At 50.9% G+C, this 21767-nt stretch carries 20 protein-coding genes; 14 read left to right on the top strand and 6 right to left on the bottom strand.

Annotated elements, in window-relative coordinates; genetic code table 11:
• Positions 1-32 precede the first annotated feature (32 nt).
• Together METH5_RS0105365 and ribB are read left to right on the top strand one after the other, a co-directional pair.
• Positions 33-887, top strand: coding sequence for an amidohydrolase family protein (locus METH5_RS0105365; RefSeq protein WP_029147537.1), 855 nt, complete (start codon positions 33-35; stop codon positions 885-887).
• Between the two features lie 18 nt (positions 888-905).
• Positions 906-1604 carry a 3,4-dihydroxy-2-butanone-4-phosphate synthase gene (ribB, locus tag METH5_RS14760; RefSeq protein ID WP_081726706.1) on the top strand — a complete coding sequence of 233 codons (699 nt, stop codon included), beginning with the start codon at positions 906-908 and terminating at the stop codon, positions 1602-1604.
• A gap of 107 nt (positions 1605-1711) precedes the next feature.
• Here ribB and METH5_RS0105355 read toward each other — a convergent pair whose 3' ends face one another.
• From METH5_RS0105355 to METH5_RS0105335, 5 genes are all read right to left on the bottom strand, one after another.
• The gene (locus METH5_RS0105355; protein ID WP_029147536.1) at positions 1712-2743 is read right to left on the bottom strand and encodes a helicase UvrD; all 1032 of its coding nucleotides are present in this window, start codon (positions 2741-2743) and stop codon (positions 1712-1714) included.
• A complete protein-coding gene (locus tag METH5_RS0105350) occupies positions 2728-4296 on the bottom strand; it encodes an ATP-dependent endonuclease (protein WP_029147535.1) in 1569 nt (522 codons plus the stop codon). The genes METH5_RS0105355 and METH5_RS0105350 overlap by 16 nt, the downstream gene beginning before the upstream one ends.
• Positions 4297-4367: 71 nt before the next feature.
• Positions 4368-4673 carry a HigA family addiction module antitoxin gene (locus METH5_RS0105345; RefSeq protein ID WP_029147534.1) on the bottom strand — a complete coding sequence of 102 codons (306 nt, stop codon included), beginning with the start codon at positions 4671-4673 and terminating at the stop codon, positions 4368-4370.
• A gap of 16 nt (positions 4674-4689) precedes the next feature.
• Positions 4690-4968 carry a type II toxin-antitoxin system RelE/ParE family toxin gene (locus METH5_RS0105340; protein ID WP_029147533.1) on the bottom strand — a complete coding sequence of 93 codons (279 nt, stop codon included), beginning with the start codon at positions 4966-4968 and terminating at the stop codon, positions 4690-4692.
• A gap of 206 nt (positions 4969-5174) precedes the next feature.
• On the bottom strand, positions 5175-6407 hold the full coding sequence (locus tag METH5_RS0105335) for an SfnB family sulfur acquisition oxidoreductase (RefSeq protein ID WP_036307624.1): 1233 nt from the start codon (positions 6405-6407) through the stop codon (positions 5175-5177).
• 444 nt (positions 6408-6851) lie between these two features.
• Here METH5_RS0105335 and msuE point away from each other — a divergent pair, with 444 nt between their 5' ends.
• From msuE to METH5_RS0105290, 8 genes are all read left to right on the top strand, one after another.
• Positions 6852-7427, top strand: coding sequence for an FMN reductase (gene msuE, locus METH5_RS0105325; protein ID WP_232410955.1), 576 nt, complete (start codon positions 6852-6854; stop codon positions 7425-7427).
• 26 nt (positions 7428-7453) lie between these two features.
• Positions 7454-8542, top strand: coding sequence for a dimethylsulfone monooxygenase SfnG (gene sfnG, locus METH5_RS0105320; protein ID WP_029147530.1), 1089 nt, complete (start codon positions 7454-7456; stop codon positions 8540-8542).
• A 24-nt stretch (positions 8543-8566) separates the two neighbouring features.
• The gene (locus METH5_RS0105315) at positions 8567-9733 is read left to right on the top strand and encodes an AMP-binding protein (protein ID WP_029147529.1); all 1167 of its coding nucleotides are present in this window, start codon (positions 8567-8569) and stop codon (positions 9731-9733) included.
• Positions 9730-10518 carry an ABC transporter ATP-binding protein gene (locus tag METH5_RS0105310; RefSeq protein ID WP_029147528.1) on the top strand — a complete coding sequence of 263 codons (789 nt, stop codon included), beginning with the start codon at positions 9730-9732 and terminating at the stop codon, positions 10516-10518. The genes METH5_RS0105315 and METH5_RS0105310 overlap by 4 nt, the downstream gene beginning before the upstream one ends.
• 9 nt (positions 10519-10527) lie before the next feature.
• Positions 10528-11409, top strand: coding sequence for a branched-chain amino acid ABC transporter permease (locus tag METH5_RS0105305; RefSeq protein WP_029147527.1), 882 nt, complete (start codon positions 10528-10530; stop codon positions 11407-11409).
• 22 nt (positions 11410-11431) lie between these two features.
• Positions 11432-12499 (top strand): branched-chain amino acid ABC transporter permease, encoded by a 1068-nt coding sequence (locus METH5_RS0105300; RefSeq protein ID WP_029147526.1) that lies wholly within the window; start codon positions 11432-11434, stop codon positions 12497-12499.
• Between the two features lie 127 nt (positions 12500-12626).
• On the top strand, positions 12627-13973 hold the full coding sequence (locus METH5_RS0105295; RefSeq protein WP_029147525.1) for an ABC transporter substrate-binding protein: 1347 nt from the start codon (positions 12627-12629) through the stop codon (positions 13971-13973).
• Positions 13974-14082: 109 nt separating this feature from the next.
• A complete protein-coding gene (locus METH5_RS0105290; protein WP_036307620.1) occupies positions 14083-14868 on the top strand; it encodes an ABC transporter ATP-binding protein in 786 nt (261 codons plus the stop codon).
• Positions 14869-14933: 65 nt separating this feature from the next.
• Here METH5_RS0105290 and METH5_RS0105285 read toward each other — a convergent pair whose 3' ends face one another.
• The gene (locus METH5_RS0105285) at positions 14934-16037 is read right to left on the bottom strand and encodes a porin (RefSeq protein WP_029147523.1); all 1104 of its coding nucleotides are present in this window, start codon (positions 16035-16037) and stop codon (positions 14934-14936) included.
• Positions 16038-16386: 349 nt separating this feature from the next.
• Between METH5_RS0105285 and METH5_RS0105280 the strand changes: the two genes are divergently transcribed.
• The 4 genes from METH5_RS0105280 to METH5_RS0105265 all read left to right on the top strand — a co-directional run bounded on the left by METH5_RS0105280 (position 16387) and on the right by METH5_RS0105265 (position 21732).
• Positions 16387-17655, top strand: a complete 1269-nt coding sequence (locus METH5_RS0105280; protein ID WP_029147522.1) for an HlyD family secretion protein — start codon at positions 16387-16389, stop codon at positions 17653-17655.
• 21 nt (positions 17656-17676) lie between these two features.
• Complete coding sequence (locus tag METH5_RS0105275; protein WP_029147521.1) at positions 17677-19800, top strand: peptidase domain-containing ABC transporter; 2124 nt, start codon at positions 17677-17679, stop codon at positions 19798-19800.
• Complete coding sequence (locus tag METH5_RS0105270) at positions 19797-21263, top strand: TolC family protein (RefSeq protein ID WP_036307616.1); 1467 nt, start codon at positions 19797-19799, stop codon at positions 21261-21263. Before METH5_RS0105275 ends, METH5_RS0105270 begins: the two co-directional genes overlap by 4 nt.
• Before the next feature lie 235 nt (positions 21264-21498).
• On the top strand, positions 21499-21732 hold the full coding sequence (locus METH5_RS0105265; RefSeq protein ID WP_029147519.1) for a hypothetical protein: 234 nt from the start codon (positions 21499-21501) through the stop codon (positions 21730-21732).
• The last annotated feature ends 35 nt before the right edge of the window (positions 21733-21767 follow it).

Raw genomic sequence — 21767 nt, 5'->3', positions numbered from 1 at the left:
CGTGTGCGAACTGCCATTATTAAAGAAAGTATATGAAACAAAAGATCATTGACCTACGCAACCGTCCTGCTTTTTTGCATGACTTTTTTGGCGCGACGCCTGATACGCCATCCTACGAGACTGCTAAATGGCTCAATCAGCGCGTTGGCTCGCTAGAGCCTGAACATTTTCGCCGCAGCTATACCGTAGAAGGCTATTTGCAGGAGATTGACGCCGCAGGCATTGATTTCGCCGTGGTGGTTGGGCGGGAAACGCCCGATTTAACCATAAACGACCAGCAAATTGCCGACTTGGTCAAACACAGCCCCAAGTTAGTGGGCTTAGGCTCGGTGGATATTGAAACGCGTGGCGTGGAAAGTGCGTTGGCGGCGATTGAAAAAGCCGTGAATCATTATGGATTCAAAGCGATTAATATCGAGCCCGGTTTTGGCCAGCCTGCACGTCATGTAGATGACCCCATTTTTGACCCGGTATATGAGGCGTGCCAGCAATACAAGGTGCCGGTGTGCGTGATGTCTGGCCCGACTACGCCAGATTTAGACTATGCGCACCCGAATGCGGTGGCGAGGCTGGCGAGAAAATACCCCAACTTAAACATTATTTGTTTTCACGGCTATTACCCGTTTGTAAACGAAATTGTCGGCGCCGCTTTGCGTTATCCCAACCTGTATTTAGTGCCCGATATGTATATCTTCCAGCCCGGTGCCGAGTTGTATGTGCAAGCAGCCAACCAGTTTTTGGGCGACCAGTTGTTGTTCGGCACCTCTTACCCATTCAGGCCTATGCAGCAAACCATTAATGACTTCGCGGCGCTTGGTTTTAAAGAGGCAGTGCTGGACAAAGTGTTTTATCAAAACGCCGCACGGTTGTTAAACCTCAGCGTTTAGTGTGTTTAAGGAAGCAGTATGTTACAAAAAGCAGAACAATTTGATGCAGTCACCGATGCGATCGAAGCCATTGCTAATGGCGAATTTGTGATTGTGGTGGATGATACCGACCGCGAAAACGAAGGCGATTTGATTATCGCCGCCGAGAAAATCACAACCGAGAAAATGGCGTTTCTGGTGAGGCATAGTAGCGGTCTGGTCTGCGTGGGCATGCCCACGCCACGCTTGCAGGCGCTCGAGTTACCACAAATGGTGACGCACAATGCTGACCCGTTCAGGACAGCTTTCACGGTGAGCGTCGATTACAAATACGGCACCACCAGCGGCATTTCTGCAGCAGATCGTGCGCTCACGCTACGCAAGCTGGCCGACCCTGATAGCCAGGCGGATGACTTTCACCGGCCCGGCCATATTTTCCCGCTACGCGCGCGCCGTGGCGGGGTGCTGGAACGTCCCGGTCATACTGAGGCAGCACACGACCTGGCTGCGATGGCGGGCTTGCAACCGGTGGGCGTGTTATGCGAAATCGTTAATGACGATGGCAGCATGGCCAGACGCCCAGACTTATTCAAATTTGCCAAACGACATGGTTTAACCATCATCACCATTGCCGATATGATCGCCTACCGCGCGCGCCAGCGCAGCGAGACATCACCAGTGCCGTTGTTTCGTCAGCAAAGCCGATTGCTGGATGCGGCCATGGTGTATGGTAGTTGAGTTGGCATTAGGGCGCTCGCAATCTAAGGGTGTCTGTAGGAGTGCAGTCTCTTTACGATAAACTATAGGAGACTTGACGATCATATTTGGTATAGCCACCACACATGCTAAATTCGCTTGTAAGGCTTAAGGAGACTCTCAGGGACAAATGTTAAATTTCCTCTTGCCCTAGAGCAGGCAACATACAGCTTGTTGCGAGTTGCTGTGTTTATGTTCACAAAGCTCCCATTCTGCCAAGCTTCTACGTTAGATTTATTCAAAACCACACAGACGTCCTGATATTGATCAACGCCCTTCGAGGCTCCCCAATTTTGAGAGTAACAGGCGTATTTATAGTGCTCCTGATAAAACAGTTTCACTATCCTCGGATCGTTATAAAGAGCGAACACCTCCACAGGGTTACTCTCGAATTTGATAACGGTTTCTCGATCATCTTCAGCTTCAATCAAGATACCGATCTTATCTGTGATGAATTGGCAGACGCTTTTGCTGCATCGATGGCTCTTTTTAAGGCTACATGTGTCGATTTGAAATTTGGCAGCAGTGAATCTGGTTTTGTACGCCTCGAGGTCATCATGCAGTCCGGCGTTAACATTCCCGTCGCGACTGGTGTCAAACGTGTGTTGGAAAAAGTCGCCCACAAAGGTAGTTTGAAGATTGGCCGCGCTGATTGCCAACAGAAAGTTGAAGTCATGGCCTGCAAAATCTTGGACTTCGTCAACGAAAAAGGCATCAAAATATTTCTCCATCCGTGCTACAACATCGTCAATTAAATTGCACTGCATGATGAAGTTGGCGAGTCGATTTGCATATAGTCGGCGATCAGATGTCATGAAGCGCCTGTCGTCAGTCAACTTATACAATGGAAATGTCGGCGGCAGATTAAAAGTCACACCTTTCGTTTTTTTCTTTGTCCGAAGGAATGGCCGGTAACAGAAACCATGCAGGAACCTGAAGTAGGTATATAACGTAATATTCGGAGGAAAGTAGCCAAATTTCTGGATAATCTTGCTACGCAGATTCTCGTGATTAGACTCTGTATACGTTACAAGTAGGAACCGTTGCTCGTCATTAAGTTTAGAAATGAGGCTGGTTGACTTTCCTGAACCCGCAACAGCGAGGACTACGCTCTTATCCATGCTGTTGCCTGCTGGATATATTTTGGTACGGCAAGCTCGCTGCTTTTTTGCTCAAGTAATTGAAATGCAGCTTCCGTCTTGTTCTTCAGCATGTATTCCATAACGGGCAGCGTCTTACGGCCCGCCTGAAAGAGATTGTCGCAAATAGTCTTGTTGTCTTCATACATGCATACTTCGAATGTGTGCCGGGTATTGTCGGAATCTGCAAAAACTTTTATGGACGCTGATATACAATCGGCATAGTTATCAACGCAATTTAACTGGTAGTCACCATCGTTATCACGAATCACAGCGACTTTGATTCCGAGTAAGTTAGCTAGTTCGAGGTAGCGTTTAAAGCTTGTGCCATCGACAGAGATGACATGAATGCCATCTGCGTTGAGGCTGGCACCATCTGCAGAAATATTGTAAAGCGCTTCTAAAAGAATGAACTCAGCATCGCCCTCTACTAAGATTACTTTCTTGCTAAGCGCAAGCTCAAGTACATTATTGTCAGGAGCCTTCATGAAGAAGTTGGCAGTCTTCTGCCCTAAATTTTTGAGTGATGCAGGTTTGGACGGATTGTGCTCGCTCAATATCAGCACCTTTTTGAGATTCAGTCGTGTTGCAATGAAGCTGCTGTGAGTGGCGATAAAGAGCTGCTTACTGACAGATTCCCTGATGCGTTCAATAAGCTTATTCATATGGATATGACTTAGATGGTTCTCAGGCTCTTCAAGCAGAAGGACATCTAGAGTTTGTTTGCTGTTACGTAAGGCGAATTCTGTCTTGATGAAACACTGGCGGCCCTTCCCTTTGCTGTCGATCGGAATATCTCCCTCTGTGATGATCACATCTGTTTCGACACTTGCTTTGGGACTAGTGCGTATATCAAATTTATAGGTGTCCAGAGTATCATTTACTTCCTTGAAGACTTTCTCTTTGAATGCAGATTTAGCCCTACGGTATTCGAAGCCGTGAAAATTGCGCTGGACAACTGTGGTATGAGCGGAGTACATGGAACGGGAGTACTCTCGCGTTGCATACTCATTGTTAATCTGGGAGCTGTCGATGAGCAGGTGCTTGAGCGGCTTCTTGTAAGGAATGATGACTTCGTCAGTAAACGTCAAAAAATGTATACCGTAATACTCGAAAGGAAAGCTATCATGGTCCTCTTCCAAAATAGTCTTCATTTCATTAGTGTATTCATCAAAAGGTTTGCAGATCATCTTTATACCGAGGTAACCAGTGTCCATGCTGTTGTTTCGGCCATCTAGATCGTGGCGATCATCAATTCCATCTAAGTACACTTCAATCAAGAGCTCTGGGAGGTCTTCGATTTTTCTATCGCTATGAAGGAATTCAGCGATGCACTGTGCATTGAAGATAGTATCGAGACCCAACGCTTCCACCTTGCTCCGGCTTGCACTTAATACGATATCGATAGCTTGGAGAACAGAGCTTTTGCCTGCTTCATTGCCACCAACCAGAATAGTTAGCTCGGGATCAAACTCTAGATCAAGTTCTTTAAACCGCTTGAAATTTTGTAGGACTAGCCGCTTTATTGTCGCCATCCGTTTTCACTCTCGTAATAGTTTTATTTTGCAACTTCCAGTGCACCAGTTCGTACAGAAAAATCAAAGCTTTAGACACGATTGGTTTTAAACACCCTCACTCTAGGCGCAATTTTTGGCATCAATTCGCGTACTGTGGTGCGCATGTCGTATTCGGTTTGCAGGTTTAACCAGTAGCGTGGCTCCATGTCAAAAAACAAGCCTAACCTTAAGGCTGTGTCTGCGCTAATGGGGCGGATGCCGTTCACGATGTCACTAATGCGACTCGGCGGTACGTCAATATCTGCTGAGAGTTGCCTCGCGGTAATTCCCATCGGTTTCATAAACTCTTCCAGTAGAATTTCGCCCGGATGAATTTCTTCAAGTAGTTCGGTCATTATTTACTCCTTAAGTTTAGTGGTAATCCACGATTTCAACATCGTGAGCACCGTCATCACGCCATACAAAACACAGCCGCCATTGGTCATTAATGCGTATGCTATGTTGCCCTAAGCGGTCACTTTTTAAGGCTTCGAGGTGGTTGCCCGGCGGGATCTTGAGGTTGTTGAGTGACACTGTGGCATGTAGTTGAAGAAGTTTTCTTCTGGCGACACGCTCTATATTTTTAAATCTAGGCACGTTCTGACTATTGAATAATGCTTCTGTCTCGTCGCATGCAAATGAATTAATCATGGTTTTATGATGTTCTGATTTTTAGAATCTGTCAAATAGAATTTATATGCTCAAGGAGCGGCCAATAGATAGGCTGAGGTCAGGAACGCTTGAAACTTGGGATGGTTTTTTTTAGGCTGCGTCTTATTTTTGTGCGTTTAGTGAAAAAGAGGTGACCGCTCAACAAAAAGCCCTCTTGCGAGGGCTTTTATCAGATCATTTAGCGCTTAAATCCAAGGGTGACGCGGTGGTTTCACGTTGTTCAAACTGTAATTACCCACTGCGTGATACTTCCAGCGTACCGGGTCATGCAGCGTATGCGTGCGCGCATTGCGCCAGTGGCGGTCAAGGTTGTATTCACCCAGCGTAGAGCGGGTCCCGGCCAGTTCAAATAACTTGCTACCCGCCAGCAAGGCAGTTTCTGTGCTCAGCACTTTGGCTTCGGCCACCGCAATAGACGCTTCTGCCACGGTGTCTTCGTTCGGGTTGCGCTGCGCTTCGTCAATGTATTCACCCGCGCGCGCCAACAAAGCCTCTGTCGCATGCAGGCGAATCTGTAAATCACCGATGTCTTTAATGGTGTGTGGGTCTTCGTAACCATGCTCGAGCTCGGTATCGATCCAAGGGCGCGTGTAATTGCGCACAAAGTGCAGCGTATCTTTAAAGGCTGCGCGGGCAATGCCAGTGTCGACGGCGGCCTGGATAATTTGGGCCACCGGGCCCATGGCGGTCGGTCGGTCAAAGGCCAAATGGTGCGGCAACACATACTCGCTAGGCACAAAAATATTTTCCAGAATGGTGGTGCCGCTGGCGGTGGTGCGTTGGCCAAAGCTGGACCAGTCGTCAATGATGGTCAGGCCTTCGGCACCGGCCGGGACAAACGCCACCACGGTATTGTCGTGCTCATCTTTGGCTACCACTGGCACCCAGTCTGCCAGCAAGGCGCCAGAAGAATAGAATTTTTTGCCATTTAAAAAATAGCCACTGTTGGTCGGTGTGAGTTTGGTTTTGACGTCATTGACGCTACGGGTGCCGATTTCAGAGAAGGCATTGCCAAAGCGCACGCCTTGCAGCACCAGCTCATAAAAGTATTTCTTTTGAAACTCGGTGCCGTCCAGGCGCAGACCTTCCACCATATATAAATGGTTTTGCGGAATCTGGCCGATGCTAGGGTCGGCTTCGGCCACCGTGGCAATCACTTCGGCCAAGGTTTTGTTCGACACAAACGCGCCGCCATATTCTTTAGGCACGGTAATGCCCCATAAGCCGCTGCTAGAGAATAAATCCAGCTCTTGGCGCGGCAAACGTCTTTGCTGGTCGCGGATCACCGCTTCTTTAGCGATTTCACTGGCGACTTGTTTGGCCACGGTAATCGCCTCGGCATCGCTGGTGATGATGTGTGCCGGCTGGCGCGGCTGGTGATTAGGCAAATGCGCAATCTTGCTTGCATGTGCAGTCATATTGAATCCTTATCAAATAAACGTTGGGAATAAATGCGCTGTGCTCTCTCAAAAAGCAATTGCGCGTGACATTGCTACATTGCATTTAATATGCCAAGTGCTAAGTATTTGAATTTAAATGTGAATGTAAAAACTTGATGATGCCCCCGCCTCTATAGAAACAGTTTTCTGCTGAATGACTGCTGATTAATCAGCAGATGCAAGCCATCACTAGCAGGTGAAATGCAAACTCGTCTGCTGCTTTTTGAGAGAAGTTGCTGATATAGCAGCAGTGCATCAGCAAAACTAGCTTGAATTCAACAGGATAAATCGCGCCAAAAAACACCTAAGTGATTGAAATTTATAGGTAATGTTATCTGGCATGGATGCTGCTATGTATATCAGTGCGCTGGTCTGCCTGCGATTGAACACACAAAGCGGCAGCAGCACCCTTAATTAGGAGTCATGATGAGCCGTCCGTTAAAAGTCACTGCCGTGTCCGGTAGTTATAAATTGCCTTCCAGAACTGCTGCGCTGGTGGAGGCAATCACCCAGCAGTTGGGTAAGCAATTGCCTATTGATCTGCACCTGATCGAGTTAAGTGAAATAAGCAGCAGCCTGGTCGCGTCTTACGACCCCAAAGCGCTGCCGCTCAACGTGCAAAAAGATATTCAGGCGATTGAAACAGCCGACCTGCTAGTGGTGGCAACGCCGGTTTACCGCGCGTCTTATACCGGTTTGTTCAAACACCTGTTTGACTTGGTTGACTATGAAGCGCTGGTCGATGTGCCTGTGCTACTGGCTGCGACCGGTGGCAGTGAACGCCATGCCTTGATTATTGATCACGAGTTAAGGCCTTTGTTTAGCTTCTTTCAGGCGCTGACCTTGCCGATTGGTGTGTACGCCACCGAAGCAGACTTTGAAAATTACCAGGTGAAAAGTGAGGCCGTCACTGCGCGTATCGCGTTGGCCGTCGAGCGTGCCCTGCCTTTGCTCAAACATCGCGAGCTGATTAATAAAGACCGTTTGCTGGCGGTATAAGCCAAGCGACTATTTGGAGAATAAACATGAATACAGAAAACATTAAATTTGCCTATTGGGTGCCTAACGTCAGTGGCGGCCTGGTAGTGAGCAATATCGAGCAGCGCACCAGCTGGGATATCGACTACAACCGTAAATTAGCACAAATTGCCGAGAACGCAGGGTTTGAGTATGCCTTGAGCCAGATTCGTTTTACTGCGGGCTATGGTGCGGAGTTTCAGCATGAGTCTGTGTCTTTTTCGCATGCTTTATTAGCAGCAACCACCAAGTTAAAAGTGATTGCGGCGATTTTGCCTGGTCCGTGGAACCCGGTGCTGGCCGCCAAGCAACTGGCGACGATTGATCTGCTGACCGAAGGCCGTGTGGCGGTCAATATTGTGTCTGGCTGGTTTCGTGGCGAGTTTACCGCCATCGGTGAGCATTGGCTCGACCATGATGAGCGCTATCGCCGCTCTAAAGAGTTTATTGAGGCGCTCAAAGGCATCTGGACGCAGGATAATTTTACCTACCGTGGCGATTTCTATCGTTTTAGCAATTACACGCTGAAACCGAAACCATTGCAGCAGCCGCACCCGGAAATCTTCCAGGGCGGTAGCTCACGGGCGGCGCGCGATATGGCGGCCAGCGTGTCTGACTGGTATTTCACCAATGGCAATACGGTTGAGGGCATCAAGGCGCAAGTGGATGATATTCGTGCCAAGGCGGCAGCTAATAATCACAGCGTCAAAATCGGTGTCAATGCCTTTGTGATTGCGCGCGACACCGAAGAAGAAGCCAAAGCGGTGCTGGCAGAGATCATTGCCAAGGCCAACCCGGAGGCGGTGAATGCCTTTGGCCATGAAGTGAAAAACGCAGGCGCTGCCAGCCCGGAAAAAGAAGGTAACTGGGCGAAATCGACCTTTGAAGACCTGGTGCAATACAACGATGGCTTTAAAACTAATCTGATTGGCACGCCACAACAGATTGCTGAGCGCATTGTTGCGTTGAAAGCCGTTGGCGTTGATTTGATCTTATCCGGCTTTTTGCACTTTCAGGAAGAAGTGGCTTATTTTGGCGACAAAGTATTGCCATTGGTGCGTGCGCTTGAGGCGCAAAAATTGGCAAAAGCGGCTTAATCAACTTTGAAATGACCCCCTTATATGGCCGCTGAGACATTACCAAACTGGCTAGCCTGGCAGGCGCAACAACGCCCTGCCAGAGTGGCGATTCGTCACAAGCAACTGGGCATTTGGCAACAACGTAGCTGGCAAACCGTGCATGACTCGGTATTGCGTGCCGCCCGACTATTGCAGCAAAAAGGTTTTGCCAAGGGTGACACGCTCTTTTTACTGAGTGAGCCCCGGCCAGAAGCTTTATTGTTATCACTGGCGGCGCATTGGCTGGGCGGTGTGTCTGCACCGCTGGATGCCGCCTATGCGCAACCACAATTGCTGGATTTGTTGCATACGCTGCGGCCAGCCTTCGTGTTTGCTGAAGCGCAGGCAGAGGTCGATCAGGTGTTGTCAGCGAAGCCAGATGTGCGCGTGGTGATCTATGCGGACGGGCGAGGATTGGCAGATTATCGTCATCCGGCCATACACGCTTATAGCCAGGTGATGGCCTGCGGTGCTGACGAGAGCTTGCCTGCGTTGGACAGGGTTGCGGAGACCAATGACATTGCGTTTCGCTTTTACCGGCTGAGTGAGGCTTATCAGTTGGAGTATCGCGAATTGAGCCATGCCGAGCTATTAAACAATGGCCGGCAACTGGTGGCGCAAGAAGCGCTCACTGATCAAGAGCAGGCGCTGGCAGCACGCGCATTTGCGGCCAGCGGCCATGCCAGATATTTGCTATCACCCTGGTTGCTGGCAGGCTTTACGCTCAATTTTCCTGAAAACCTGGCAACGAGAGATACCGACAGGCGTGAACTGGGGCCTACGCTAGTGGCGGGTACAGCGGCGACTTATCAGCGTTTGTATGCGCTCACGCAATCACGTTGGCCATTGCCGCATAGCTGGCAATTTGCGTTGGTGTCCTGGGCGTTGCGGGTTGCGCAAAAGCAGGTGCCGCTATTGGCAACACTGGCCAGTTGGCTGGTGATACTGCCATTGCAAGACGTGCTCGGCCTGCGCCGTACGCGCGTGCCTTTATTGGTCGGCGAGCCGTTGTCGGCCGAGGCGGAGCAGTTCTTTTTGTCGATTGGCATTAAAGTGCGCAGTTGGCCGGAGGCGACAGCCTGGCAAACCAGCCAGTTGCAGGTGATCCCGCGGCAACCAGAGGCAGTGGATGGTTACTTCGGTTTAAAAACATTGAGAGCCGCCACATGACCGTTGCACAGCCCTTATTGGCGCTAGACCATATTTCACTGTCATTTAAAGGCGTGAAAGCCATTACCAATATCAGCTTTGCTGTCAACAAAGGTGAGATCTGCGCGCTGATTGGCCCTAACGGTGCCGGTAAAAGCTCGTTGCTCAATGTGATTAACGGCGTTTACCAGGCCGATGAGGGGCGTATCACTTACCAAGGCGAATCGCGCAACACTATGCAACCGCAGTGGGCGGCCAAGCGCGGTGTGGCACGCACCTTTCAGAATATTGCCTTGTTCAAGGGCATGTCGGTGTTGGATAACGTACTTAGCGGCACCAACCTTAAAGTGAATAGCAGTTGGCTGGAACAGGTGTTCAATATTGGCCGTGCGCCACAAGATGCATTACGCCAGCGCCAAAAGGCAGAGCGCGTGATTGCTTTTCTTAAACTACAGCCTTGGCGTAACAGTATTGTCGGCAGCTTGCCTTATGGCTTGCAAAAGCGCGTGGAGCTCGCGCGTGCGCTGGCAGCAGAGCCCGCGCTGCTATTGCTGGATGAGCCGATGGCAGGCATGAATGCCGATGAAAAAGCGGATATGAGCCGCTTTATTATTGAAACGCGGCGCGAATTTGGCACCACCATTGTGCTGATTGAGCATGATATTGGCGTGGTGATGTCACTTTCTGACCATGTGGTGGTGCTCGATTATGGCAAGAAGATTGGTGACGGCACGCCAGATCAGGTGCGCGCCAATCCTGAAGTGATTGCAGCCTACCTGGGCACCAAACACAGTGAGCCAGCCTAAGGATTAACCATGAATTTCTTTCTCGAAGTGTTGACCGGGGGGCTGCTGGCAGGCGTGATGTATTCGCTGGTGGCGATTGGTTTTGTGCTGATTTATAAAGCCTCGGGCGTGTTCAACTTTGCCCAGGGTTCTATGGTGCTGTTTGCCGCACTGACCTTTGTCAGCCTGCTGGAGCGAGGCGTGCCGTTTTGGGGCGCGTTTGTCATCACCTTAATTACCATGGCGGTGCTGGCCTGGTTGATTGAACTGCTGGTGTTACGGCATTTAGTTAATCGTTCGCCCATTACGCTGTTTATGGCGACGCTGGGTTTGAGCTATATCGTTGAAGGCTTGGCGCAAGCCGTATGGGGGGCGCAAGTGCATGCGCTGGATATCGGTATCGACGATGAACCTTATGAAGTGTTTGGCATTTTGCTGTCGCAGTTTGATCTGTTTGCCGCGGCCATCGCTGGTGGCCTAGTCGTATTGCTGGGCTTTTTGTTTAATAAAACCCGCGTTGGTATCGCCTTGCGTGCCGTGGCAGACGACCAATTGGCGGCGCTGGCGGTAGGTATACACCTGCAACGCCTGTGGTTAATCGTTTGGGCGGTGGCCGGGTTTGTCGGCCTGGTGGCAGGCATGTTGTGGGGCGCACGCGTTGGCGTGCAGTTTTCGCTGTCTCTCATCGTGCTTAAAGCTTTGCCGGTGCTCATCATCGGTGGCTTTACTTCGATTGAAGGTGCGATTGTTGGCGGCCTCATCGTCGGTGCCAGCGAAAAACTGGCCGAAGTCTTTATCGGGCCACTGATTGGTGGCGGTATCGAAAACTGGTTCCCGTACGTGTTGGCCATGCTGTTTTTGTTGGTCAGGCCATATGGGCTGTTTGGCGACAAAGCCATAGAACGCGTGTAAATAAGGCGCAGGTATCAACACTATGCTGTATCAAGAAACTGGACAATTCATCACCGATTACCGCTTGGATAAACGATTTTTCAGGCTCAAACAAGAGCGCTGGGCGTTTGCTGCTTTGCTGGCATGTGCGTTTCTGCTGGTGCCAGCGATTGGCAATGATTACTGGTTTAGCGCCATCCTTATCCCTTTTCTGGTGTTGTCACTGGCCGGGCTGGGCCTAAATCTGCTCACGGGCTATGCCGGGCAATTGTCACTGGGCTCGGCGGCTTTTATGGCGGTGGGCGCGTTTGCTACCTATAACTTTCATTTGCGTGTAGAAGGCTTGCCATTGCTTGCCAGCTTGATACTGGGTGGCTTAACGGCAGGTGGTGTCGGCTTGTTATTTGGTTTGCCCAGCTTGCGCATTAAAGGCTTTTACCTGATTGTGTCTACGCTGGCCGCACAGTTTTTTGTGTTGTGGGTGTTTACTAATTTCTCGTGGTTTTCCAACCACTCTTCTTCAGGCGTGATTACCGCGCCGCGTTTGCAGCTGCTGGGGATCGATTTAAACTCGCCGGTCGGCCGCTATTTGCTCACCTTAACAGTCGTGTTGGCGCTGGGCTTGCTGGCAAAAACCATTGTCAGTGGCGAGCTGGGCAGAAAGTGGATGGCGGTACGTGATATGGATACCGCCGCTGCCGTCATCGGTATTTCGGTGCCCAAAACCAAACTGTTAGCGTTTGCCATCAGTTCGTTTTATTTAGGGATTGCCGGGGCGTTGTGGGCATTCACTTACCTGGGGACGGTTGAACCACATGGCTTTGATCTGTCACGCTCATTCCAGATCCTGTTCATTATTATCATCGGCGGCATGGGCAGCATATTGGGTAGCTTTCTGGGCGCAGCATTTATTGTGTTGTTTCCTATCCTGCTTTCCAACGTGTCCTCCGGCCTGCTTGCTGGGGCGATAGATCCCGGTCAGCTGGAGAATTTTCAAAAGATGATGTTTGGCGCGCTGATTATCTTTTTTCTGATCAAAGAGCCTAATGGCCTGGCACAGGTCTGGCTCACTCTCAAACAACGACTGCGGGTCTGGCCGCTGCGCTTCTAATCGTTTATTTCTAGGTAGTTCATTTCAAGCAAAGGAGACTTTTCATGTGTTGAACGCCTAATACGGCCTTTTATATAACTAAAAGATATTAACAACCATTTTTATATTTTTATTAAGGAGTTTTAGAGTGAAATTTTTAGGTAAACATCGCTGGCTATGGCTGGCATTAGGCTTGGCAGTGACCAGTGTGAGCACACAAGTGCAGGCCGCCAATGAGCAATATTTCCCGCTACAAAGCTATCGTATCGGGCCTTATGCCGCAGGCGGCTCCGGCTTTTTTGGTGGCTTTATTGACTACCTGCAATACGTGAATGCTAAAGAAGGTGGCGTCAACGGTGTGAAATTCACTTGGAGCGAGTGCGAAACCGAATACGTGGTGGAAAAAGGCGTGGAGTGCTACGAGCGTCTGAAAAAAGGCCTGAATGGCGCACCTGCGGCGGCGACTAACCCACTGTCTGTGGGCATTGCTTATGCAACGCTGGAGCGCTCCACGGCGGATAAATTACCACTCATCACCATTAACCATGGCCGTACCGACTCAACCGATGGCAGCGTATTCCCGTATGCCTTCCCGCTGCAATTAAACCCTTATAGTGAAGTGTCGGCGATTGTGAACTATATCGGTCAGCAATCTGGTGGCCTGGATAAGCTCAAAGGCAAAAAGATCGTCACACTTTACCATGGCTCGCCTTACGGCAAAGAAACCAGCCCGATTTTAGAGCTGCTGGCGAAAAAATATGGCTTTGAACTGACGCTGCTTGAAGTGCCGCATCCGGGTAACGAGCAGCAATCACAGTGGCTGAGCATCCGCCGTATTAAACCAGACTGGGTGATTTTGCGTGGTTGGGGTGTGATGAACCCGGTGGCGTTAAAAACGGCACAAAAAACCGGCTTTCCGGCTGACCATATCATCGGCAACATTTGGAGTAACTCCGAGGACGACGCGGCGCCAGCAGGCAATGCGGCCAAAGGCTTTATCTCGATTACCACCCATCCTTCCGGCACCAGCTTTCCGGTGTTGCAAGGCATTAACCAATACGTGGTCAAAGCCGGTAAAGGCAATCTGCAAGATCCTAAACGCTTCGGTAATGTGTATTACAACCTGGGCGTGGTCAACGGTATTTTGAACGTCGAGGCCGTGCGCGTGGCGCAAGTCAAGTTTGGCAAACGTCCGCTCACTGGTGAAGAAGTGCGTTGGGGCTTTGAGAATATCAAGCTGGATGATGCCCGCCTGAAAGAACTGGGCGCGCTGGGCCTGGTGCAACCGCTGAAACTCAGTTGCGCTGACCACGAAGGTGGTGGTGCAGTCCGTTTTCAGCAATGGGATGGCAGCAAGTGGAAGGTGATTTCTGAGTGGGTGCAGGCAGATCGCCAGTTGTTGCGCCCGATCATTGAAAAGTCATCCCACGAATATGCCAAAGAAAAAGGCATCACACCGCGTGATTGCAGCAAAGAAGAAGTCGCTGCCAAATAAGTTAACTGGCAGTGTTTGAGAGAGGCACATCGCGTAGCGGTGTGCCTCTGTAGTTTGATCACGTGGGCAATGAAGCACATGACGACGTGATCAAATTAAGGAGGCAGTGATGTCGCAAGCACAACAAATAGATTCAATACAGCAGGCTCTGGCGAGTGAGCCTTTATTGCAATTAAACGAGATTGAAGTGATCTATGAAAAGGTCATTTTTGCCATCAAACATATTTCTTTGCAGGTTGGGCCGCAATCTATCGTCGCGCTGCTGGGGGCCAATGGGGCGGGCAAAAGCACCATTTTAAAAGCGATCTCTGGCCTGGCCCCGGCGCAACGCGGTGAAATCGTGCAAGGGCGAATTGTCTACGCCGGGCAGGATATTACCCGGGCAACACCAGGCCAATTGGTCGCGCAAGGCTTGGTGCAAGTGCTGGAAGGCAGGCATTGCTTTGGCCATTTAACAGTAGAAGAAAATCTATTAACGGGCGCATTTATCCGCCGCCCTTCGAGCAGAGCCTTGGCCCTCAGTCTAGAGAAAGTCTATGCCTATTTTCCACGGCTAAAATTGCTGCGCAAAAGCTTCGCCGGCTATACCTCTGGCGGTGAGCAGCAAATGGTTGCGATTGGCCGTGCCCTGATGGCTGATCCTAAACTGATTTTGCTCGATGAGCCGTCTATGGGCCTGGCGCCGCAGATTGTGGAAGAAATTTTTGACATTGTGCATCAGCTACAGCAAACACAAGGCTTGAGTTTTTTACTCGCTGAGCAGAATGCCAGCGTGGCTTTGCGCTATGCCAACTATGCCTACGTGCTAGAAAGCGGTCATATCACCCACCATGGCGACGCCCATAGCATTGCTAGCAGTCAGGCTTTGAGTGATTCTTATCTGGGCGGTCGTTAATTGATCATAGGGAGTGCCCAATAAAAAACGGCCTTGTGGGCCGTTTTTTATTGCCTAAACAATATTTAGAAAAAGTGTGCCACATGGAAAATCGCTTTAATGCCGTCAATGTCGGGCAAGTTGTTGCGATTTTCTCTAAAGTAGAACACATCAATACGTTTGTTGCTGTCGCCATCGATTAAATAGCCAACGCCAACATCAATGCGTTTACGGTCTAGGCCAGTGGTGTCGTTGTTAAGTTCCTGATAAATCACTTTAGGCTGGAATTTGCCTATGCCGACTTTTTCGGCAAACGTATAGCTGCCGTTGACAAAAAAGCCTTTGGCTTCTGGCAACACGGTGTCGCCGGTGTTGTCATTGTCGTAGTTGTAATAAGACGCTTCCGCGCCCAGCACTGCACCGTTGCTGAGTGGTTTTTCCAGGCGTGCATCCAGGTTCCAGTATTTGGAGTCGCCTTTATTCAAAATAGTCCCTGTGCCATCTTTTTGGTAGCGATAAGAGCCGCCGACCGACAAGATAGATTTTTTGCCATCGTAGCTGGATAGGTTGTAAAAGCCTGGCTCGGTATCCCAAAAGTTGTATTGTAGGCGCGTGGCGTAAGACAAATTGTCGGCCTGGTTGGAGCCGCCCTGGCGACCATTGGTGGCTGATAAGTAGTATTTAAACGCGCTGCTGCTATCGGCACCAAAAAAGACGGCGCCATTGTCACGGCCAGCAAACTGGTAAGAGCCTTGCTCGGCAATCGGGAAGTCAAAGGTGGTTGAATACAGCGGCGCGGCAGCAGAGGCGCGGCTGGCGGCGGGTAAGAAGCGGCCTATCCAAATATTGGCGTAATTGTTGAGCTCTAGGCCGAGGTGACCATCGAGCAACTCTACTTTGTCGTCTGCGGTATTACGTGCAAAGTTAAATTCAAATGAGACGTTTTCGTGTAGTTTGCCGTTGGTGTACAAACGGGCTTCTTCGACTTCAAAGTCGTTAGAGCGGTCTTTGCCATTGGGCGCGGCGTCGCTGATGCTACTGAAACTGATGCGTGAGGCGACCCCAATATTAATAAACTGGTTTTCGGTGCGCTGTATGGTGGCTTCGGCATAGGCCTGGCTGCTGAGCAGTGCCAGACTGGTTAATAGCGAAATCCGGCGCAGCTGATGAGAGGTTGGTTTGTTTTTCATGTGTTCACTCTGTGATTAGTCATTGATTGATAAATGGATATCAGTAGTCCTCGTGACGCGCAGGCGTGAGAGGTCACGTTCCAGACTGTCTTATTGCAGAATGTGTGCCATAAAATTAGATGATATAAATCAATGGTTTAGTTTGATTTGTGGCGATTGCTTATGCTGGTTTATCCGCAGGGTGCTGGTCGCCTGCCTTGCAATCAGCATGCGGCAGGTAAGGCGTTGAACAGATATTTTATTAACATAAATTGACATTAAATTTGCCGTGCCACTATAATCTGCCGGTTTGTTAATAAATATTATCTAAATTTACCGAGTGTTATCGCCATCGCTGGCGTCTATCATCATGGCAAATCAGCCTTTATTCCGTCACGCCGCGCTTAACGCACAAAAAAACCACTGGCTGGGCACTATCCTGCTGGTGCGCCCTGTCAGCTACCTGTTTTTAACTGGTCTGGCCATCCTATTTGCGTTGATTGTGGTGGTGTTTATGGCGTGTGGTGCTTACACCAAACGCAGCACTGTCATTGGGCAACTGGTGCCAGAAACTGGCTTGATCAAGGTTTATGCGCCGCAATTAGGCCTGGTGGTTGAAAAAAAGGTGCAGGAAGGGCAGCAAGTCAGGCAGGGCGACATGCTGTTTGTGCTCTCCAGTGAGCGTTATTCGGATGCACAAGGTTCTGTGCAGGCCTCTATCAGTGCGCAGCACACGCAACAACGGCAATCGTTGCGGGACGAGATTGTTAAAACCCGGCTGCAACAGCATGATGAGCAACAGGCATTGCAGTCACGGCTGATGGGCATTAGCGAGGAGTTGGTGCGGCTAGAGGCACAGCACAAGGCGCAGCAAACCCGCCTGCAATTAAGTGCAGAGACTTATCAGCGCTACCAGGGCTTGCTGGAAAAAAACTATATTTCTCGCGAGCAGACGCAGCAAAAGCAGGAGGACTGGTTAGAGCAATCTTCTCGACTGGAGTCGATGGCGCGCGAGCAAGTGCGCATGCAGCGTGATTTGCTGGCCAGGCAGGATGAGTTGTCCAGTGTACGTGCTAAACATCAAAACCAGATTGCGCAGCTGGAGCGCAGTGTCTCGAGTGTGAGTCAACAACTGACAGAAAGCGAAGCCAAACGGCGGCTGGTGGTGCGTGCGCCCGCATCCGGCACGGCGACGGCGGTGGTTGCCAATGTCGGCACAGCGGTTGAAGGCAGCCGGCCACTGGTGAGTATTGTGCCGCGTGGCGCCAAGCTGGAGGCGCATTTGTTTGCGCCCAGTCGCGCGGTTGGTTTTGTGCGCCCGGGCGTGCCTGTGCGTTTGCGCTATCAGGCGTATCCCTACCAAAAGTTTGGTCAGGCCACCGGTCGCGTGGTTTCAGTCTCAAGAACTGCGCTGCCGGCCAGCGAAATGTTCACCATGGGCAACCTCTCTGGCAATAATCAAAACAGCGAGCCTTATTACCGTATCTCCGTCGTTCTCGACCAACAGACCATCGCGGCGTATGGCGTTCAGCAGCCTTTACAGGCGGGCATGCTGCTGGATGCTGACATTATGCTAGAACGGCGCCGCTTGTATGAGTGGGTGCTGGAGCCATTAATCAGTTTGACTGGCAAGTTGTAATCATGTGCGTGAAAGTGAGTCATGTCTTTTATTAGCCAATTGTCATTCGGCCTGGGGCGCACCCTGCCCATTGCGCTACAAACCGAAGCCAGCGAGTGTGGCTTGGCTTGTTTGGTCATGGTGTCGAATTACCATGGTTTTCGCACCGATTTGGCCACCATGCGCCGACTATTTCTTATTTCTATTAAAGGCACGACGCTGAGTCACCTGATGGGGATGGCGCAAGCGGTCGGATTTACGACGCGCCCGGTCAAGCTTGAGCTCGAAGACCTTAAAGAGTTACGCCGTCCGTGTATTTTGCACTGGAACTTCAACCATTTTGTGGTGTTGAAAGAGGTGGGCGCTCGCCACGTGATCATTCATGATCCGGCCATGGGCATGCGCAAGCTGACGTTTGATGAAGTCTCGGCGGCGTTTACCGGGGTGGCGCTGGAGTTGTGGCCTAACCCCGGCTTTAAACGGGTGACCTTTAAACAAAGCGTCAAACTGCGTGACATGATGGGGCATGTCACCGGGCTTTATCGTTCGTTGGGGCAAGTGTTGCTGCTGGCACTGGCGCTGGAAGTATTTGCGCTGGTGTCGCCGTTTTATATGCAATGGGTGGTAGACCATGCGCTGGTGTCGGCAGATCGCGATTTGCTGACCACCCTGGCGCTCGGTTTTGGCTTGCTGGTGCTGATGCAGCAGGCCATTAGCACCGTGCGCGCCTGGGTCATTATGCATATGTCAACGACGCTCAATGTACAGTGGCGTGCCAATTTATTTGCGCATTTGATCCGCTTGCCGGTCGATTTTTTTGAAAAGCGGCACTTGGGCGATGTGGTGTCCAGATTTGGCGCCATCGACCAGATTCAACATACGTTGACCAGCACCTTTGTCGAGGCGATTCTGGATGGCGTGCTTACGGTCGCGACGCTGGCCATGATGCTTTTGTACAGCCCCACCATGGCCTGCATCGCCATTGGTGCCATGTTGCTATATGCGCTGGGGCGCTGGCTCTGGTTTCGGCCTTTGCGCAATGCCACCGAAGAGCAAATCGTGCATGCGGCCAAGCAGCAAACACACTTTATCGAAACGGTGCGTGGCGTGCGCGCGCTTAAACTGTTTCAACGGTTAGACGAGCGCAGAAATAGCTGGCTAGGCTTGTTTGTCGAGCAAGTGAATGCTGACTTACGCACGCAAAAGTTGCAGGTGATGTACCGCTTGTTAAATGGCGTGCTGTTTGGCGTCGAGCGTATCCTCATCATCTGGCTGGGGGCCAGGCTGGTGATGGATGGCGCATTCAGCATTGGTGTATTGCTGGCTTTTATTGCTTATAAAGACCAGTTTGTGACGCGGGTGAGTGGCTTGATTGATAGGCTGGTCGAAATGCGCATGCTGCATTTGCAGGGCGAGCGATTGGCAGATATTGCGCTGGCCGAACAAGAGCCTGAAGCCATTGAGACGATGAGCAGGCAAGAGATTGAAAAGTTACCGGCCACTATTACTATTCAGGGCCTGCGCTACCGCTATGCCGATGGCGAACCGTGGGTGTTGGATGGCGTAGACCTGGAAATTGCAGAAGGCGAATCGGTGGCGATTGTCGGCCCTTCCGGTTGTGGCAAATCTACCTTGATGAACATCATGCTGGGGCTGCGTCCGTTTAAAGAGGGGCAGGTGCTGGTAGGCGGGCAGCCATTATCCAAACTTGGGCTGTCGCACCTACGCAATATGGTGGGCACTGTGATGCAGGACGATGCCCTGTTTGCAGGTTCAATTGCCGACAATATCTCTTTCTTTGACCAGCAAGTCGACCTGTTGTGGGTAGAGGAGTGCGCGCGCAAAGCCGCGGTGTACGAAGAAATTGTCACTATGCCCATGGGTTTTAATACGCTGATTGGCGATATGGGTGCAGCGCTTTCGGGCGGGCAAAAACAACGTATATTGCTGGCACGCGCCTTGTATAAAAAGCCACGCATCCTATTTTTGGACGAAGCCACCAGCCATCTGGATGTGACGCGCGAAACCATGGTGAATCAGGCCATTCAGGCGCTTAATATCACGCGTGTGATAATTGCGCACCGACCGGAGACCATTGCCTCGGCCAAGCGCATCATTGTCATGGCCGCTGGCAAAGTGCATATGACGGCGGTGGCGGAGACATGAGTGTATCGTTGCGCGACTGCTGGCGAGTCTGCTGGGCGTTGAGTGCCGCGCTGCCAGCCAGCGCCAGTGCTTTGCAGCTCACCGATTTTACCGAGTTTCAGGGTCGAGTGGCTGGCAGCCCCGCCAAAGAAATGCTAGTGGCGCCCGCCAGCGCTGAGCTGGCACCGTGTGCTGCAGGCTTGCCGCAGCGGCCATTGACGCTGCTTGATGTGGTGGAGCAGGCGTTGTGTAATAGTCCGCGCACAATGGAGGCTTGGTCGATTGCCAAAGGGCAAGCCGCGCAGGTGGCGGTGCAAAAGTCTAATTATCTGCCGCGCGTGAATGTCAGTGCGGGTGCGGCCAAAGTGAGAAATCACGTTGAAAACTCGCTATTTTCATCGCTAGATCAAGACAATAACATCACCAATCACACGGCCAGCTTGCGCATGAGCTGGCTACTGGCTGACCTCGGGCAGCGCTCGGCTAAGCTGGGCCAGGCGCAGGCGCTATTAAATGCAGCCAATGCGACCCACGATGCCGTGCTGCAAGAGGTATTTATAGCGGCAGCGCAAGCCTATTTTGACAACCTGACCACGCAGGCCACTTTGACTGCTTTTGAATATGCAGAGTCGCTGGCCAAAGAAAGTCTGGCGGCCGCCACGGCCAAATTTAAGGCCGGTGTTGGCCTGCTCACCGACCAGTTGCAAGCGCAAACGGCTTACGCCCAGGCCAGGCTAGACAGAATTAAAGCCGAAGGCGAACTTAAAAACGCGCATGGCACCCTCTGCTCAGCCATGGGCTTAATCGCAAACACGCCTTTTACTTTGTTGCAGCGCAACCAATCGCTGGCGCAAGTTGATTTTGTGCATCGTGTGGATGAGCTGATTCAGCAAGCGCTTGAAGCGCATCCCGCCATTCTGGCTGCCAAAGCTAAAGTCACCGCGGCTGAAGAGAACATTAAAGCGGTCAAGGCAGAAGGCTTGCCTACGCTTAACCTCAATACTGAGCTCAGTCGTAATGACCAAATGGGTTACCAGCAATTAGCTAACTTTCCGGCCAGCAATGTGTACTCGACCACGGCAACTGTCGGCTTGCAATTGAATATGCCGCTGTTTGAAGGGTTTTCACGCAGTTATCAGGTGCAATCTGCTGAGGCCGAGCGCCAGACGCGTACCGCGGAGCTCAATCGCATCATGCAGCAAGTGTCGCTAGAGGTTTGGAGGAGTTATCACAGCCTGCTGTCAGAGCGAGAGAATCTGCGTGCAACAGAGGAGTTAGTGCGTAATTCACAAGAGGCTTTTAATGTGGCACAAGGGCGCTATCACGCTGGGGTTGGCAATATTATAGAGCTGTTAAATGTGCAAAATGCACTCTCCAGTGCCCGCCAGCAGCAGATTAAATCACTGGCGGCGTTGCGCGCAGCCAGGCTTAAGCTCGCTGCCAGCATGGGTAATGTGGGGTTGTGGGCGATTGCGGATTCTTAATTGTAAATAATTGTTCATTAACATATTTACGTTGTTGTTAATTTTAGTTAATATGGCATTGCTGCTCGCAGTTTGACGCATGCAGTGAGCAGCAGCAATGAGTCACGAGAATGGCAATTGGTTTATCAAACAGATGTATTTGCCGAATGCATGTGTTTGATCAATGAAAGATGCGTTGAGTAAAGTAGGTTTAATCAAGTGTGTTAACAATATTCACCCAAATGAGGAGAAGTAAATGGCAATTCAAAGCTTGAAGAACGTCGAAGTTGAGGTTGTGTCTGGTGGTGCGGGATTAGACCTGGGTGGTTTGCTCGGCGGTATCCCGTTGGTCGGTGGTCTACTGGGCGGCGCGACTGGCACTGCCGGTGGCGCTGTAAATACCTTGGTGGGTACAGTGGCAGCGATTCCGCTGGTCGGCCCAATCTTAGGCAGTGTGCTTGGGTTGTTGGGCGGCTTGGTCAGCCTTTAATAGACTCGGTTTCCCCTCCGATGTATTTGCCCTGC

It is taken from the genome of Methylophilus sp. 5, from assembly GCF_000515275.1.
GTDB lineage: Bacteria > Pseudomonadota > Gammaproteobacteria > Burkholderiales > Methylophilaceae > Methylophilus.
This window is presented reverse-complemented; position numbering and strand designations above follow the sequence as displayed.

Excerpts from the sequence above, each read along its gene's own strand:
- METH5_RS0105365 (WP_029147537.1), top strand. The coding sequence starts at position 33 with ATGAAACAAAAGATCATTGACCTACGCAACCGTCCTGCTTTTTTGCAT.
- ribB (WP_081726706.1), top strand. The coding sequence starts at position 906 with ATGTTACAAAAAGCAGAACAATTTGATGCAGTCACCGATGCGATCGAA.
- METH5_RS0105355 (WP_029147536.1), bottom strand. The coding sequence starts at position 2,743 with ATGGATAAGAGCGTAGTCCTCGCTGTTGCGGGTTCAGGAAAGTCAACC.
- METH5_RS0105350 (WP_029147535.1), bottom strand. The coding sequence starts at position 4,296 with ATGGCGACAATAAAGCGGCTAGTCCTACAAAATTTCAAGCGGTTTAAA.
- METH5_RS0105345 (WP_029147534.1), bottom strand. The coding sequence starts at position 4,673 with ATGACCGAACTACTTGAAGAAATTCATCCGGGCGAAATTCTACTGGAA.
- METH5_RS0105340 (WP_029147533.1), bottom strand. The coding sequence starts at position 4,968 with ATGATTAATTCATTTGCATGCGACGAGACAGAAGCATTATTCAATAGT.
- METH5_RS0105335 (WP_036307624.1), bottom strand. The coding sequence starts at position 6,407 with ATGACTGCACATGCAAGCAAGATTGCGCATTTGCCTAATCACCAGCCG.
- msuE (WP_232410955.1), top strand. The coding sequence starts at position 6,852 with ATGATGAGCCGTCCGTTAAAAGTCACTGCCGTGTCCGGTAGTTATAAA.
- sfnG (WP_029147530.1), top strand. The coding sequence starts at position 7,454 with ATGAATACAGAAAACATTAAATTTGCCTATTGGGTGCCTAACGTCAGT.
- METH5_RS0105315 (WP_029147529.1), top strand. The coding sequence starts at position 8,567 with ATGGCCGCTGAGACATTACCAAACTGGCTAGCCTGGCAGGCGCAACAA.
- METH5_RS0105310 (WP_029147528.1), top strand. The coding sequence starts at position 9,730 with ATGACCGTTGCACAGCCCTTATTGGCGCTAGACCATATTTCACTGTCA.
- METH5_RS0105305 (WP_029147527.1), top strand. The coding sequence starts at position 10,528 with ATGAATTTCTTTCTCGAAGTGTTGACCGGGGGGCTGCTGGCAGGCGTG.
- METH5_RS0105300 (WP_029147526.1), top strand. The coding sequence starts at position 11,432 with ATGCTGTATCAAGAAACTGGACAATTCATCACCGATTACCGCTTGGAT.
- METH5_RS0105290 (WP_036307620.1), top strand. The coding sequence starts at position 14,083 with ATGTCGCAAGCACAACAAATAGATTCAATACAGCAGGCTCTGGCGAGT.
- METH5_RS0105285 (WP_029147523.1), bottom strand. The coding sequence starts at position 16,037 with ATGAAAAACAAACCAACCTCTCATCAGCTGCGCCGGATTTCGCTATTA.
- METH5_RS0105280 (WP_029147522.1), top strand. The coding sequence starts at position 16,387 with ATGGCAAATCAGCCTTTATTCCGTCACGCCGCGCTTAACGCACAAAAA.
- METH5_RS0105275 (WP_029147521.1), top strand. The coding sequence starts at position 17,677 with ATGTCTTTTATTAGCCAATTGTCATTCGGCCTGGGGCGCACCCTGCCC.
- METH5_RS0105270 (WP_036307616.1), top strand. The coding sequence starts at position 19,797 with ATGAGTGTATCGTTGCGCGACTGCTGGCGAGTCTGCTGGGCGTTGAGT.
- METH5_RS0105265 (WP_029147519.1), top strand. The coding sequence starts at position 21,499 with ATGGCAATTCAAAGCTTGAAGAACGTCGAAGTTGAGGTTGTGTCTGGT.